The sequence below is a fragment of the Frigidibacter oleivorans genome, from assembly GCF_003993775.1.
Lineage (GTDB): Bacteria > Pseudomonadota > Alphaproteobacteria > Rhodobacterales > Rhodobacteraceae > Frigidibacter > Frigidibacter oleivorans.
In genome coordinates this window covers 110,659-124,058 of record NZ_RJRZ01000006.1, presented here as the reverse complement: position 1 = coordinate 124,058, position 13,400 = coordinate 110,659, and the positions used below count along the sequence as shown (strand labels likewise).

General features: G+C 67.9%; 14 protein-coding genes. 10 read left to right on the top strand and 4 right to left on the bottom strand.

Translation table 11 applies throughout. The features are described from left to right. Nucleotides 1–30: 30 nt before the first annotated feature. The 3 genes from EEY80_RS10250 to EEY80_RS10240 are packed head-to-tail and all read left to right on the top strand — an operon-like array spanning nucleotide 31 to nucleotide 3,834. Nucleotides 31–525: a (2Fe-2S)-binding protein gene (locus EEY80_RS10250; RefSeq protein ID WP_126976471.1), complete on the top strand. Its 495-nt coding sequence runs from the start codon at nucleotides 31–33 to the stop codon at nucleotides 523–525. After that, nucleotides 522–1,577: an FAD binding domain-containing protein gene (locus EEY80_RS10245; protein ID WP_126976470.1), complete on the top strand. Its 1,056-nt coding sequence runs from the start codon at nucleotides 522–524 to the stop codon at nucleotides 1,575–1,577. The genes EEY80_RS10250 and EEY80_RS10245 overlap by 4 nt, the downstream gene beginning before the upstream one ends. Beyond that, on the top strand, nucleotides 1,570–3,834 hold the full coding sequence (locus tag EEY80_RS10240; protein WP_126976469.1) for a xanthine dehydrogenase family protein molybdopterin-binding subunit: 2,265 nt from the start codon (nucleotides 1,570–1,572) through the stop codon (nucleotides 3,832–3,834). The genes EEY80_RS10245 and EEY80_RS10240 overlap by 8 nt, the downstream gene beginning before the upstream one ends. Before the next feature lie 82 nt (nucleotides 3,835–3,916). Here the strand turns inward: EEY80_RS10240 and EEY80_RS10235 are convergent, their stop codons facing one another. After that, complete coding sequence (locus EEY80_RS10235; RefSeq protein ID WP_126976468.1) at nucleotides 3,917–4,675, bottom strand: SDR family oxidoreductase; 759 nt, start codon at nucleotides 4,673–4,675, stop codon at nucleotides 3,917–3,919. A 97-nt stretch (nucleotides 4,676–4,772) separates the two neighbouring features. Here EEY80_RS10235 and EEY80_RS10230 point away from each other — a divergent pair, with 97 nt between their 5' ends. Next, nucleotides 4,773–5,750, top strand: a complete 978-nt coding sequence (locus EEY80_RS10230) for an AraC family transcriptional regulator (protein ID WP_268885650.1) — start codon at nucleotides 4,773–4,775, stop codon at nucleotides 5,748–5,750. 37 nt (nucleotides 5,751–5,787) lie between these two features. Here the strand turns inward: EEY80_RS10230 and EEY80_RS10225 are convergent, their stop codons facing one another. From EEY80_RS10225 to EEY80_RS10215, 3 genes are all read right to left on the bottom strand, one after another. Next, the gene (locus EEY80_RS10225) at nucleotides 5,788–6,084 is read right to left on the bottom strand and encodes a hypothetical protein (protein ID WP_126976467.1); all 297 of its coding nucleotides are present in this window, start codon (nucleotides 6,082–6,084) and stop codon (nucleotides 5,788–5,790) included. Nucleotides 6,085–6,250: 166 nt separating this feature from the next. Further along, nucleotides 6,251–6,946, bottom strand: coding sequence for an HAD family hydrolase (locus EEY80_RS10220; protein ID WP_164738217.1), 696 nt, complete (start codon nucleotides 6,944–6,946; stop codon nucleotides 6,251–6,253). Between the two features lie 11 nt (nucleotides 6,947–6,957). Further along, nucleotides 6,958–7,917 carry a sugar-binding transcriptional regulator gene (locus EEY80_RS10215; protein ID WP_126976465.1) on the bottom strand — a complete coding sequence of 320 codons (960 nt, stop codon included), beginning with the start codon at nucleotides 7,915–7,917 and terminating at the stop codon, nucleotides 6,958–6,960. Nucleotides 7,918–8,158: 241 nt separating this feature from the next. Between EEY80_RS10215 and EEY80_RS10210 the strand changes: the two genes are divergently transcribed. From EEY80_RS10210 to EEY80_RS10185, 6 genes are all read left to right on the top strand, one after another. Continuing rightward, entirely contained in the window at nucleotides 8,159–9,574 is a 1,416-nt protein-coding gene (locus EEY80_RS10210) for an ABC transporter substrate-binding protein (RefSeq protein WP_126976464.1), read from the top strand. A 98-nt stretch (nucleotides 9,575–9,672) separates the two neighbouring features. Then, the gene (locus EEY80_RS10205) at nucleotides 9,673–10,548 is read left to right on the top strand and encodes a carbohydrate ABC transporter permease (RefSeq protein ID WP_126976463.1); all 876 of its coding nucleotides are present in this window, start codon (nucleotides 9,673–9,675) and stop codon (nucleotides 10,546–10,548) included. After that, complete coding sequence (locus EEY80_RS10200; protein ID WP_235829783.1) at nucleotides 10,545–11,393, top strand: carbohydrate ABC transporter permease; 849 nt, start codon at nucleotides 10,545–10,547, stop codon at nucleotides 11,391–11,393. The genes EEY80_RS10205 and EEY80_RS10200 overlap by 4 nt, the downstream gene beginning before the upstream one ends. Before the next feature lie 3 nt (nucleotides 11,394–11,396). Then, nucleotides 11,397–11,579, top strand: coding sequence for a DUF2160 family membrane protein (locus tag EEY80_RS10195; protein WP_126976462.1), 183 nt, complete (start codon nucleotides 11,397–11,399; stop codon nucleotides 11,577–11,579). Nucleotides 11,580–11,582: 3 nt separating this feature from the next. Beyond that, complete coding sequence (locus tag EEY80_RS10190) at nucleotides 11,583–12,623, top strand: ABC transporter ATP-binding protein (protein WP_126976461.1); 1,041 nt, start codon at nucleotides 11,583–11,585, stop codon at nucleotides 12,621–12,623. Between the two features lie 3 nt (nucleotides 12,624–12,626). Next, nucleotides 12,627–13,397 (top strand): SDR family NAD(P)-dependent oxidoreductase, encoded by a 771-nt coding sequence (locus EEY80_RS10185; protein WP_126976460.1) that lies wholly within the window; start codon nucleotides 12,627–12,629, stop codon nucleotides 13,395–13,397. Nucleotides 13,398–13,400 lie beyond the last annotated feature (3 nt).

Here is a 13,400-nt window from a genome sequence, read left to right as displayed (position 1 = left end):
CACATATACAGCCAACCACAGGGAGAGAACATGACCCTGTCCATCACGATGACGGTCAACGGCGACCGTCTGGCGCTGACGCTGGACGATCCCCGCACCACCTTGCTCGACCTCTTGCGCGACCGTGTCGGCCTGACCGGCACCAAGAAAGGCTGCGACCGCGGCCAATGCGGCGCCTGCACCGTCCTCGTCGACGGGCGGCGCATCAACAGCTGCCTTGCGCTGGCGGCGGCCCATGACGGGTCCGACATCACCACGGTCGAGGGGCTGGCGCAGGGCGACGACCTGCACCCCGTCCAGGCCGCGTTCATCGCGCAGGACGGCTTCCAGTGCGGCTATTGCACCCCCGGCCAGATCATGAGCGCGGTGGCCCTGATCGCCGAGGGCGAGGCGGGCGACGACCCCGAGCGCATCCGCGAGGGGATGAGCGGCAACATCTGCCGTTGCGCCGCCTATGCCGGGATCACCGATGCGGTGCGCGAGGCGACCCGCCGGATGCAGCAGGACGAACGGAGAAGCGCATGACCCCCTTCGAGTTCATCCGGCCGGCGACGCTGGCCGAGGCCGTGGCCGCCGGTGCCGAGCCGGACAGCCGCTATCTGGCGGGCGGGACCAACCTGCTCGACCTGATGAAGCTGGGCGTGGCGGTGCCGCGCCGGCTGATCGACATCAGCCGTCTACCCGGGCTCGACCGGATCGAGGCGCAGCCGGACGGCGGGCTGCGGATCGGGGCGATGGTGCGCAATTCCGACCTCGCCCGCGACCCTGCCGTACTGCGCGGACATCCGGCGGTGGCCGAGGCGCTGCTGTCGGGCGCGTCGGCGCAGCTGCGCAATGCCGCGACCGTCGGCGGCAACCTGCTGCAGCAGACCCGCTGCCCCTATTTCCAGGACCCGGCCGCCGCCTGCAACCGGCGCGATCCGGGCGCGGGATGCGAGGCGATCGGCGGGGTGACGCGCGGACATGCGGTGCTGGGCTGGACCGAGACCTGCATCGCCACCCATGCGTCCGACTTCTGCGTGCCGCTGGCGGCGCTGGATGCGCGGGTGGAAATCGCGGGTCCCGGCGGCACGCGCGAGGTCGGGATGGCCGAACTGCATCCGCTGCCGGATGAGGACAGTGCCGGCAACCCGGCCATCCGCCCCGGCGAGGTGCTGACGGCTCTGGTCCTGCCCCCGGGCAGCGACGCCTTCGCCGGCCATTCCCGCTATGTGAAGCTGCGGGAGCGGACGTCGTTTGCCTTCGCGGTGGTGTCGGCAGCAGCGATGCTGGACATGGACGGCGGGACGATCCGCGCCGGCCGCCTGGCCCTGGGCGGCGTCGCGGCCCGGCCCTGGCGCGTGGCCGAGGCCGAGGCGCTGCTGGCCGGGCAGGCGCCCGATGCCGAACTCTTCGACCGCGTGGCCGGGGTCCTGACCGAGGGCGCGCATCCCTCGGGCCAGAACGGCTTCAAGATCGCGCTTGCCCGCCGGATCGCCGTGCGCGCCCTTGTGGCGGCGGCGGCAGGCACGCCCGCGCGGATGCCGGCGCTGCCCGGCTCCGTCTTCGCCAGCGAAGGAGACCTCACCCATGTCTGACGTCATTCCCATGCCCGTGGGTCCCGCCGGCGGCCATGTCCGCCTGGGGTCCAATGCCGGCCAGTCGATGACCCGGCGCGATGGCATCGCCAAGGTGACGGGCACCGCCACCTATGCCGCCGACAACCGCCCCGACCGGCTGCTGCATGCCGTCTATGCCTCGGCCAGCATCGCGCGGGGCCGCGTCACCTTCCTCGACACCGCCGCCGCCGAGGCGCATCCGGGCGTCGTCATGGTGATGACGCCCGCCAACCGGCCGCCGCTGGCGATCCACCCGGACGAGAAGGTCGGAATGTTCGGCCAGAAGATCGAGGCGCTGCAGGATGACGGCGTGCGCTATGCCGGCCAGCCGATCGCGCTGGTCGTGGCCGAGACGCTTGAGGCCGCCGCCGAAGGGGCGCGCCTGCTGGCGCCCCGCTACGAGGCGCTGCCCCCGCGGATCGACATCGACGCGCAGCCGCGCTTCGAGGCAGAAACGGTGGGCTTCGGCTTTCCGGCCGCGCATGCGGTGGGGGATCTCGAGGCGGGGCTTGCCGCCGCGGCGCGGGTGGTCGAACGCGACTATGTGACGCCCGCCCAGTATCACAACGCCCTGGAACCCCATGCCATCGTCGCGGAATGGCAGGGCGACCGTCTGATCATCGACACGCCGAACCAGGCCATCGTGATGATGCGCGGGGTCTTCGCCGCCTATTTCGACATGCCCGAGGAAAACCTGCTGCTGCGCAGCCCCTATCTGGGCGGCGGCTTCGGGTCGAAGGCGGCGGTCTGGGGGCCGCAGCTGCTGGTCATCCTCGCGGCCAAAGCACTGGGGCGCCCGGTGAAGCTGGCGCTGCGGCGCGACCAGATGTTCGGGCCGGTCAGCCATCGCGGCGCCACCCGGCAGAAGCTGCGCCTCGGCCTCGATGCCGAGGGACGGCTGACCGCGCTCGAACATCGGGCGGCCGCGGTCGGCAGCAGCTTCGAGAACTTCTTCGAACCCGCGGGCCGTGCGTCGGAAAACCTTTATGCCACGCCGGCGATGGCGATGTCGCATGAAGGTATCCGCATCGACACCGGCACGCCCGGCGCGATGCGGGCGCCGGGGGAGGCGTCGGGGTCCGCCGCGCTGGAATCCGTCATGGACGAGGCGGCGTTCGAGCTGGGCCTCGACCCGCTGGAATTCCGCCTGCGCAACTATGCCGAAACCGACCCCGCCACCGGCAACCCCTTCTCGTCCAAGGCGCTGCGCGAATGCTATGCGCAAGGGGCGGCCCGGTTCGGCTGGGCCGGCCGGCCGCTGCAGCCCCGGCAGATGCGGGATGCGGCGGGCCTGCTGACCGGCTGGGGCATGGGCACCGCGATCTTCCCCGCGCCGATGTTCCAGGCCACGGCCCGCGCAGTGCTGCGCGCCGATGGCAGCGCGGTGGTGGAAACCGCCGCCGCGGACATGGGACAGGGCGCCTGGACCTCGCTGGCGCAGATCGCGGCCGACGGTCTGGGTATCGACGTGTCGCGGCTGGAATTCCGCTCGGGCTCGTCCGACCTGCCCGATGCCGGGGTGGCGGGCGGATCCGGCCATACCGCCACGGCGGGCAGCGCGCTGTTCAACGCCGGCGCCGATGCGGTGGCGAAGCTGGCGGAACTGGCCACCAAGGATCCGGCCTCGCCGCTGTTCGGGGCCGGCAATGCGGCGGTGGTGGCCCGCGACGGGCGGCTGATGCTGGCCGATGACGAAAGCCGCGGCGAAGCCTATGAGGACATCCTGGCCCGCGCCGGGCTGGACCTGATCGAGGGCCACGGCAAGGGCGTCCGCGGCGAGGCCGAGGCGCAGTCCCGGGCGATGTTCTCGCATGGGGCCGTCTTCGCCGAGGTGAAGGTCGATCCCGATCTGGGGCAGGTGCGGGTCAGCCGGCTGGTCGGTGCCTTCGCCGCGGGCCGGATCATCAACCCGAAGCTGGCGGACAGCCAGCTGAAGGGCGGGATGATCTGGGGCATCGGCTTCGCGCTGCAGGAAGAGGCCATCCACGACCCGCGCACGGGCCGGCCGGTGAACGCCGATCTGGCGGGCTATCACGTGCCGGTCAATGCCGACGTGCCGCATGTCGAGGCGATCACCGTGCACGAGGACGACCCCTTCGTGAACACGCTCGGCGTGAAGGGCGTGGGCGAGATCGGGATCACCGGCACCGTCGGCGCCATCGCCAATGCCGTCTGGCATGCGACCGGCGTGCGGGTGCGCCGCTTCCCGATCCACCCCGAGGACCTGATCGGCTGATCCGGCTGGCCTGAGAAACCAGGCACCCGCCGCCCCGAAGGGCGGCGGGTGTTTTCGTCGCGGCGCGGTGCCGTCCCGATCCTCAGGACGCGCCGTGGCCCGCCTTGCGGTAGGCGGTTTCCGCATCGGCCCCGGCGGGCGTCATCATCGGCGCATCGGGGTCGGTGACGGCCCGCCACACCGCCTCGGCCACATCGCCGGTCGTGGTCTTTTCGGGGGATCCCCGCAGCGCCTGGATGTAGCCTTGGACGAAGGCGCCATAGGCCTCGGGCACCTCCATGCCCATCCGGGCGAGAGCGTTCCGGCCGAAGGCGGTTTCGGGCGCGGCACCGGGAAGGACCAGCCGGGTGCGGATGCCGAACTCTGCCGCCTCCAGCGCCAGGCTTTGCGTGAAGGCGTTCACCGCCGCCTTGCTGGCCGAATAGACCGCCAGGGCCGGCAGCGGATGCAGCGTGACGCTGGAGCTGATGTTGACGATCACCCCGGACCGCCGCGCGCGCATTCCCGGCATCACTGCCTTCGACATGGCGATGGTCCCGAAGACGTTGGTGTCGAACAGCTCGCGCGCCCGGTCCAGATCGACGCCTTCCAGCACGTTCAGCAGGCCGACGCCGGCATTGTTGACCAGCGCGTCGAGCGGGCCGGCCTCGGCGATGGCGGCGTCGATGCTGTCCTGTTGCGTCACGTCGAGCGCGAGGATGCGAAGCCGGTCGCTGGCGGGCAGACCCTCGGGGCTGGGCCGGCGCATGGTGGCGACGACCTCCCAGCCCTCGTCGAGGAAGCGCGCGGCAATCGCCTGCCCGAAGCCGGAAGAGCAGCCGGTGATCAGAATGCGGGGCATGATGATGTCTCCTGTGGTGTGTCGGCAGGAGATACGCAGGGAACGTCGGACGTGCTATGTACAGAAGTCCGCAAGTATTCATCGAAAGTCCGAATCCGTGACCAGCCCGGCCGCAGCCCCCCCGTCCAGTGCACCGCCCCAGTCCGGCGCAGACCCCCTGTCCAGCGTCGTCGCCCTGTTGAAGCCCCGGCCCGCCATCTCGAAGATGATCGAGGCCGGCGGGCGCTGGCAGGTGACGCGCAGCGACCTGTCCACCCCGTTCTATGCCGCCATCGTCGAGGGCTGCGCGCGCCTGACGCTGCCGGGCCGCGCACCGGTGACGCTGAAGGCAGGAGACTTCGTGCTGGTTCCCGCCCCCGACCGTTTCACGATGACGAGTGCCGTGCCCCCGCCCCCGGGCACGGCCCGCCTCCCGCTGGAAACCGGGCCGGGCGTCTTCCGCCTCGGGCCGCGGGACGGCCCGGTCGAGATGCGCGCGCTGGTGGGCCATTGCCGCTTTGCCGCCGCCGACAAGGCCCTGCTGCTGTCCCTGCTGCCCGAGATGATCCATGTCCCGGGGCAGGAGCGGCTGATGACGCTGGTGCCGCTGATCCATGACGAGACGCGGGCCGACCGGCCGGCCCGCACCATGATCCTCGACCGGCTGCTGGAGGTGCTGATGATCGAGGCGCTGCGATCCAGCCCCGGCCCCGAGCGGTCTGCGGGGCTGATGCGCGGCCTGTCAGATCCCCGGCTGGCCGCGGCGCTGCACCGGATCCACGGCGACACGGGCAGCCCGCTGTCGGTCGCGGCGCTGGCCCGCGCCGCAGGCCTGTCGCGATCCACCTTCTTCGAACGCTTCCGCCATGCGCTGGGGGCGACGCCGATGGACTATGCGACGGCCTGGCGGATGGCGGTGGCCCGCGACCTGATCCTGCGCGGCGGGCTGACCAATGCCGAGATCGCGGACCGGATCGGCTATGGCTCGGCCAGCGCCTTCGGCATGGCCTTCCAGCGGCATGAGGGTGTCTCGCCGGGCCAGTTCGCGCAGAGGCACGGGGGCCGCATGTCGCAGACGGACGGAGCCCCTCTGTGATCCGGGCGCCGACATGCCATCCGCCGACAGATGCGCATCACTTGTTCCCGTCGATCCATTTCGACATCAGCCCCTTGTCGCGGAAGCATTCGTCCGGGACGGCGCGGCGCTTGATCCGGGCGAGCTTCTCCGCGAAGGCCACCTGCCTTGAGGTCGGCAGGCCGTCGATGTCGGATACCGGCTTCAGCCGCGCCTGCAACTCGATCCAGGCACTCAGGGACCGGCGGTCCTGCTGAACCTCCCACGGCAGGAGGGTCTGGTTGCGCCGGGCGAGCGCGCGCGCATAGGCGATCTGCCTGGGCGTTGCGGGCAAGGCATGCGTGGTGCTGTCCATCGGGAAACTCCCTTGCTGGCCTGGCGTTTGATATAGAACATAACAGGAACAAAATCAACCCGCGCGCACGGGACGAGAGGGTTCGACAGGGAACAGGGGGATGGGAAAGATCAGGCCCGAGGGGGGCCGAGAGAGCAGCTTGAGATCCGGGACATCCGGCCGGGGGCTAATCCTCGACCCGATCCACCGGACGCCGGGACGGAACACCCAGCAGCAGTTCGGCGGTCTGGGCATGGTTTGCAGATGTTGCAAACGTTCCGGCCCTGGCAAGCCGTTCGGCCTGCCTTTTGGCCACGGGGGCCAGATGTGTCCCGCCGACAAAGCCGATGGCGCGCATTCCTGCCGAACGTGCCGCGGTGACGCCGGCGGTGGCATCCTCGACCACGATGCAGTCCCCGGGGGTCCGGCCACGCCGCGCCGCGGCGAACAGCATCAGGTCAGGGGCAGGTTTGCCGCGGGCCACGTCATCGGCGCTGAAGGCGCGGCCATGAAAGCGTCCGGCCAGATCCAGGCACTCCAGCGCAACGCCGAGCCTGCGATCGGAACTGCCGGAGGCGATACAGTAGTCCACCCCGTCGCAATCCAGCCGGTCGAGAAGCGCCATGATGCCGGGCACGGGCTGCAATTCGCGCCGGTAGCGGTCAAACAGCCGCGCATACCAGACCTCGCGGAAGTCGTCGTGCACGGGCGCCCCCGTATGCTCGGCCAGAGCGGCAGTAATGCTGGACAGCGACGCCCCGAGGAACCGGTCGATCAGGCTGTCCATCGGCAAGGTCAGGCCATGATCGGCCAGACAATCCTGAAGCTCGGCCAGCGCGATGATCTCGCTGTCCGCAATGACGCCGTCGAAGTCGAAGATCACCAGAGGCGCGCTCATCCCAACCGTTCCAGCACCAGCCTGGCCGTCACGTCGTCGGTGATCAGGGTCTGTGCCAGACCGCGGCGGCACGCGGCAATGATGATGTCGACCTTGTGCGCCCCGGCCGCGGCCAGAACCCGGTTGGGCACGTTCATCAGCGATTCCAGATCCATGCCGATGGCGCTGCGGCTGATCGGATGGTCAACCTCTGTGCCGTCGTGTTTCAGGAAATGGCCCAGCACGTCGCCCACCGCGCCTGCGTCGATCAGGTCCTGCGGCTTGACCCCGGAGGGAAGGCCCATCGACACAAGGAAGGACCGCTCGGTCACGTCACCGGCCACAAGCACGGCCAGATCCAGCTTCTGAAGCCGCGCCAGATGTGCCTGAAACGCGCCTTCGGCCAGAAAGATGGCCCGGTCCGTACCCGGCGAAAGATAGATCGGGGCGGAAAACAGCGAATAGCTGGCCCCTAGCCGGTCGGCCATGGCCGAAGCCACGCCGAAGGCGTTGAAGCTGGCCCCCTGCGAGGTGCCGCCGATCATCGACACGATCTCAAGATTCTCGAGCGTCAGGCGCGGCAGCCGCTGGATCGCCGTTTTCAGGGTCTGCCCCCAGGACAGCCCGATCGATCGTGAATGCCCCTCGCGCAGGTATTTTTCCAGCCAGAACGCCAGCGCGGCACCGACCGGGCCGTGATAGTCATGGTCGTCCGGATCGGCCGGCGCACAGATCGCCTCGGAAAGACCGAGGCGGCGGCAAAGCTCTGCCTGCAGCTCAAGCCGCGCGACGAAGGGCGAGTCGATCTCGATTCGCACGACCCCCGCCGCACGGGCCAGTTGCAGCGCCCGGTTCACCCGCAGCCGCGTGACCCCCATCAGCCGCGCGACATCCTGCTGTGTCATCTCGTTGACATAATAGTGCCAGCACACCTCGGCCAGAAAGGACTCGGGCTCTTCCGCTGTTGTCGTGTTCATCCGCCCCCTCCTTCGTCCGCCTGTGCGCCGGCCGGTCCGAATTTCCCTGAACGTTTCGTGTAGCGCAGTCGCGACCAGATGAAAATCGAAGATTACATCTGTACTTTACACTTGTGAATGCGTCTGCACAAATGTATTCAGATCATGCCTCGGGTTAAGGTGCGCCCGGTGACGGTCCGGCTCGCGCCGAGGTTCGTTGAATGCGCCGGGTCGCGCAGACGGCCCGAATGGGAGGAATGAAATGCCGAAACTCTTGCTCGCCACTTCGGCGATCGCCGTTGCCTTGTCTGCTCCGGCCTATGCCGATTTCTGGTCGGATGCCGGTGCCAACCTGCAGGGCGTGACCATCCGCGGCGTGTCCGAAAGCACCCCGCCGTCGAACTATGTGCGCGACGTCCTGGCGCCGCAGTTCACCGAAGCCACCGGGATCGAGGTCGAATTCGAGACCACCTCGTGGGACCAGATGTTCGACAAGGCGATCAAGGACATGGAGGCCGGTTCGGGCATCTATGACTTCGTCTACATCGAACAGGACATCATCTATTCCTACCTCGCCCGCGACTTCCTGGTGAACATCTCGGACGCGCTCGAGGCCAACCCCTCGCTGCAGGCGCCCGACTTCAGCATCGAGGATTTCACCACCTTCATCGACAATTTCCGCGGCGCGGATGGCGACATCTTCGGCGTCCCGATGGAGGCCTTCATCAAGGTCTATCTCTACCGCAAGGACCTGTTCGAGGATCCCGCCCATCAGGAGGCGTTCAAGGCCAAGTACGGCTACGATCTGGCCCCTGCCACGACCTTCGACCAATGGCGCGACAATGCCGAGTATTTCGCCAACCTCGATCCGAATGACGAGTTGTGGGGGACGACCGTCCAGGCAGCATCGGGCCACCCGGCGGCTTTCTACGAATTCTTCGAGTCGATCGCGCCGACCTATGGCGTCTATGACTGGGGCATCGACATGGCAAAGGGTGCGGCCACCGTCGAGAAGGGCGGCCGCATGAACTCGCCCGAGGCGAAAGAGGCGCTGGCCTTCTGGGTCGGCCTGCTGGACTTTGCCCCGCCGGAAGCCACCGCCTCGACCTGGGACGAGGTCGCCTCGACCTTTGCCGCGGGCCGTGCCGCGCAGGGGTGGGTCTATGGCGAGAACGCCGCCTGGGTTGCGACCAATCCCGAAAAATCGACCGTGGTCGGCAAGGTCGGCGTTGCCCTGCCGCCGATGAACCCCGGCGTCATGGAAGAGGCCGAGGCCGGCGAAGGCTATATCGGCTATTATGACGGCGGCGCCTTCGGCATCCCGCATTCGTCGAAGAACAAGGAAGCCGCGTTGCTGTGGCTGCAGTTCATCGGCCAGCCCTCGGTCCAGGCCGACTGGGCGGTGGCCGGGTCGCGCGTGGTGCATCAGGCCACATTCGACGATCCCAAGGTCAAGGAAGTGGATGCCATGGCCGACGGCTATTTCACCATGATGAAAGAGCAGGGCCACCTGTTCAAGGGCGCGCCCGAATTCCCCTTCCATGCCCAGGTGCGCGAGGCTGTCGCGCCCTTCATCTACGAGGCCATCGTCGGCACGATGACGCCGGAAGAGGCGCTCGACCAGGCCGCCGCCGCGGCCGAGGCCGAAATGGCCAATCTGGGTTACGGCGGCAACTGATCCCGCCCGGCCTGCCGGCGGGGCGTTCCTCCCCGGGCTCCGCCGGCGCCCTTTCCTGTCCAGCCGCCGTTGCGGGGGCTCAAGACAAAGGTGCTGCAATGCGCAACACGACCACGGGCTGGCTTCTGATCGCTCCGACCCTTTTCATCCTGTTCATCACCGGGATGGTGCCGTTCCTCTATGTTCTGGCTGTCGGTTTCCTCGACTGGAACACCTTCGCGGCAAACCCCGAGCCGCGCTTTGCCGGCGTGGACAACTTCCGCAGGCTGGTGTTCGACGCGGCTTTCCTCAAATCGCTGTGGCTGACGTTCAAGTTCACCCTCTTCGTGCTGGCAAGCCAGCTGATCATCGGCTTCTTCCTGGCCAAGATGCTGATGCGCAATGTGCCGCTGAAGGGTCTGTTCCGTACCGTTCACACCCTGCCGCTGATGATTGCCCCCATCGCGGTCGGCGCCACCTGGCGGCTGATGACCGTGCCGGGGCTGGGACCCATCCCGCACTGGATGCAGCAATGGTTCGACATCAGCTATGTGCTGTCCCGTTTTCCCGATCAGGCATTCGCCACGGTCGTGATCATGGACATCTGGCACTGGACGCCGCTGGTCACGCTGACGCTGATGGCGGGCCTGTCGAACCTGCCGGAAGAGCCGCTGGAACAGGCCCGGATCGACGGCGCGGGCGAATGGCGCATCTTCTGGGACATCACGCTGCCGTTCCTCAAGCCCGTGCTGCTGACCACCATCTTCATCCGGCTGATGGATGCGCTGCGCACCGTCGATGAGGTCTGGATGCTGACCGGCGGCGGCCCCGGGGCCGAAACCCGCTTCATCGGCCTGCACATCTGGCGCGTGGTCTTTCCCAAGACCGACTACGGCTATGGCGCGGCCATGTCGCTGATCACCCTGTATCTGACCATCGTCATGTGCTGGCTTCTCTATGTCGCCATGACCGGCATGAAGGAGAAAAGCCGGTGAACCGCGGCATCCTCTCTTCCCGCCTGCTGACGTTCCTGTTCTGGATCGCCATGTCCGCCCTGACCCTGCTGCCGGTCTGGTGGATGTTCCTGGTCTCGGTCCGCACCCGGGCCGACCTGTTCGGCAAGCCGTCCTTCCTTCTGGATCTGTCGGCGATGACCTGGGAAAACTACGCCGCGGTTCTGTCGAACCCGACCTTCCAGAAATACATGACCAATTCCCTGATTGTGGCCACCTCGAACGCGGTGCTGGTGTCGATGCTGGCGCTGCTGGCGGCCTATGCGATGTCGCGCTTTGCACTGGCGGGGAAGGACAACCTGTTCTTCTGGGTGCTGACCAACCGGATGGCCCCGCCCGCGGTGTTCCTGCTGCCGCTGTTCCTGATGTTCACCGGGTTCCGCATCGGTGACTGGTCGCTGTTCGACACGCGGATCGGCCTGATCCTGCTCTATTGCGTCTTCAACCTGCCCTTCGCCTTCTGGCTGCTTCAGGGCATCGTGGATGCCATTCCGCGCGAGCTGGACGAGGCGGCCTATGTCGACGGCGCCAGCACCTTCACCGTGCTGATGACGGTCATCTTTCCCCTGGCCCGCCCCGGCCTTGCCGTGACCGGCATCCTGACATGGGTGTTCGCGTGGAACGAATATCTTTTCGCCTCCACGCTCACCTCGGTCGATGCGCGGACCATCACCACCGGCCTTGCCGAATTCGTCACGGTGACGGGCACCAACTGGGGCGAACTGGCGGCCGTGGCCATGCTGACGCTGGCCCCCGCCGCGCTGGTCCTTGCGCTGGTGCAGCGGCACATCGTGGCCGGCCTCACCTTCGGTGCCGTGAAAGGATAGCCCATGGCCGAGCGCAACGGTTTCCTGCCGATCCGGACCAACACCTTCGACCGCGTCTTCATTTCGGTCGTGCTGTTCATCGCCATCTCGCTGTTCTGGATGCGGTTCCTTGAACCCCATGCGCCGCTTTGGGTCTCGACCCTGCTGTCGGCGATCCTGGGCCAGTGGATCATCAGAAAAGGATAAGACATGAGCCGCGTCACCCTCGAAGCGGTCGGTAAGAGCTATGGCGCCCTGACGGTGCTGAAGCCCCTGGACCTCGATATTGCCGATGGCGAGTTTCTGGTGCTCCTCGGGCCTTCGGGCTGCGGCAAGTCCACCACGATGCGCATGATCGCCGGGCTGGAGGCGATTTCCACCGGCACCCTGCGCTTTGACGGGCGCGACGTGACCCAGCTGCACCCGCGCGACCGCAATGTGGCGATGGTGTTCCAGAACTACGCGCTTTACCCGCACATGACCGTGGCCGACAACATCGGCTATCCGCTGAAGGTGGCCAGGGTCGCCAAGGCCGACCGTCAGGCCCAGATCGAGGCGGCGGCCCGCAAGGTGGACCTGACGCCCTATCTGTCGCGCTATCCGCGCGATCTGTCGGGGGGGCAGCGGCAGCGCGTGGCGCTGGCCCGCGCGCTGGTGCGGTCGCCCGGCGTGTTCCTGCTGGACGAGCCCCTGTCGAACCTGGACGCCAAGCTGCGCGTCGCCATGCGGGCCGAGATCAAGCACCTTCAGCGCAGCCTGGGCGTGACGATGATCTATGTCACCCATGACCAGATCGAGGCAATGACCCTGGCCGATCGCGTGGTGCTGCTGAACGATGGCCGTATCCAGCAGGTCGGCACGCCGGACGAAATCTACGACAACCCCGAGAACCTGTTCGTCGCGGGCTTCATCGGATCGCCGCCGATGAACTTTGTCGAAGGCGCGGCGGCCGACGGCACCTTTGCCGGGCCGGGCGTCGCGGACCTGCCCTGCCCCGGCGCGGGCCGGCTGACCCTGGGCTTCCGGGCCGAGGATACCACCCTTTCGGACAGCGGCCGGTTCTCCGGCACCGTCTATGAGGTGGAGCCGACGGGCGAGGCGACCTACATCGTCCTGCAGATGGGGCCGCATCGGGTGAACCTGCGATGCGACAAGCGGTTCCGCCCCGACCTGGGCACGACGCTGCGCTTCGACCTGGGCGCCGGGCAGGCGCTGTTCTTCGACACAGCCTCGGGCCAGCGGGTGGGGTGAACCATGGGTGGAATTCTTGACAGGTTCAGCCTGACGGGCCAGCGCGCGCTGGTGACCGGGGCCAGCAAGGGCATCGGCCTTGCCAGCGCGCGGGCGCTGGCGCAGGCCGGGGCGCATGTCATCCTGACCTCGCGCGATGCGACAGCGCTGCAGCGCGTGGCGGCCGACCTGGCGGCGGCCGGGCACAGTTCCGAATGGCATGTGCTGGACGTAACCGACAGCGTCGCCGCGACTGCGCTGGCCGAACGGCTGGGGCCGCTGGACGTGGTGGTCGCCAATGCAGGCATCGCCCGGTCGGGCACCGCGGCCGAGGCGGCAGGCGACGATCTGGTGGCGGATGTGATGAACACCAACTTCTACGGTGTCCTCTATACCGTGCGGGCCTTCGGGGCGCAGATGCTGAGGGCCGGAAAAGGCTCGATCGTGGCGATCGGCTCGATCTCGGGCGATATCTCGAACCGGCCGCAGAACCAGAGCTACTACAATGCCTCCAAGGCGGCCGTGCACCATCTGGTGCGCTCGACCGGCGCGGAATGGGCCGCGCGCGGCGTTCGGGTGAACGCGGTGGCGCCCGGCTATATCGAAACCGAGATGACGAAATACGCCATGGTCGACGATCCGGTCATGGCCGCGAAATGGATGGAACTGACCCCGATGGCCCGGGCGGGCCAGCCGGACGAAGTGGCCTCCATCGTCGTCTTCCTTGCGTCCCCTGCCTCCAGCTACATGACCGGGTCGGTCGTGACGGTGGATGGCGGCTATACCTGCTGGTGATCC

Coding starts and splice junctions, on each gene's coding strand:
- EEY80_RS10250 (WP_126976471.1), top strand. CDS start 31: ATGACCCTGTCCATCACGATGACGGTCAACGGCGACCGTCTGGCGCTG.
- EEY80_RS10245 (WP_126976470.1), top strand. CDS start 522: ATGACCCCCTTCGAGTTCATCCGGCCGGCGACGCTGGCCGAGGCCGTG.
- EEY80_RS10240 (WP_126976469.1), top strand. CDS start 1,570: ATGTCTGACGTCATTCCCATGCCCGTGGGTCCCGCCGGCGGCCATGTC.
- EEY80_RS10235 (WP_126976468.1), bottom strand. CDS start 4,675: ATGCCCCGCATTCTGATCACCGGCTGCTCTTCCGGCTTCGGGCAGGCG.
- EEY80_RS10225 (WP_126976467.1), bottom strand. CDS start 6,084: ATGGACAGCACCACGCATGCCTTGCCCGCAACGCCCAGGCAGATCGCC.
- EEY80_RS10215 (WP_126976465.1), bottom strand. CDS start 7,917: ATGAACACGACAACAGCGGAAGAGCCCGAGTCCTTTCTGGCCGAGGTG.
- EEY80_RS10210 (WP_126976464.1), top strand. CDS start 8,159: ATGCCGAAACTCTTGCTCGCCACTTCGGCGATCGCCGTTGCCTTGTCT.
- EEY80_RS10205 (WP_126976463.1), top strand. CDS start 9,673: ATGCGCAACACGACCACGGGCTGGCTTCTGATCGCTCCGACCCTTTTC.
- EEY80_RS10195 (WP_126976462.1), top strand. CDS start 11,397: ATGGCCGAGCGCAACGGTTTCCTGCCGATCCGGACCAACACCTTCGAC.
- EEY80_RS10190 (WP_126976461.1), top strand. CDS start 11,583: ATGAGCCGCGTCACCCTCGAAGCGGTCGGTAAGAGCTATGGCGCCCTG.
- EEY80_RS10185 (WP_126976460.1), top strand. CDS start 12,627: ATGGGTGGAATTCTTGACAGGTTCAGCCTGACGGGCCAGCGCGCGCTG.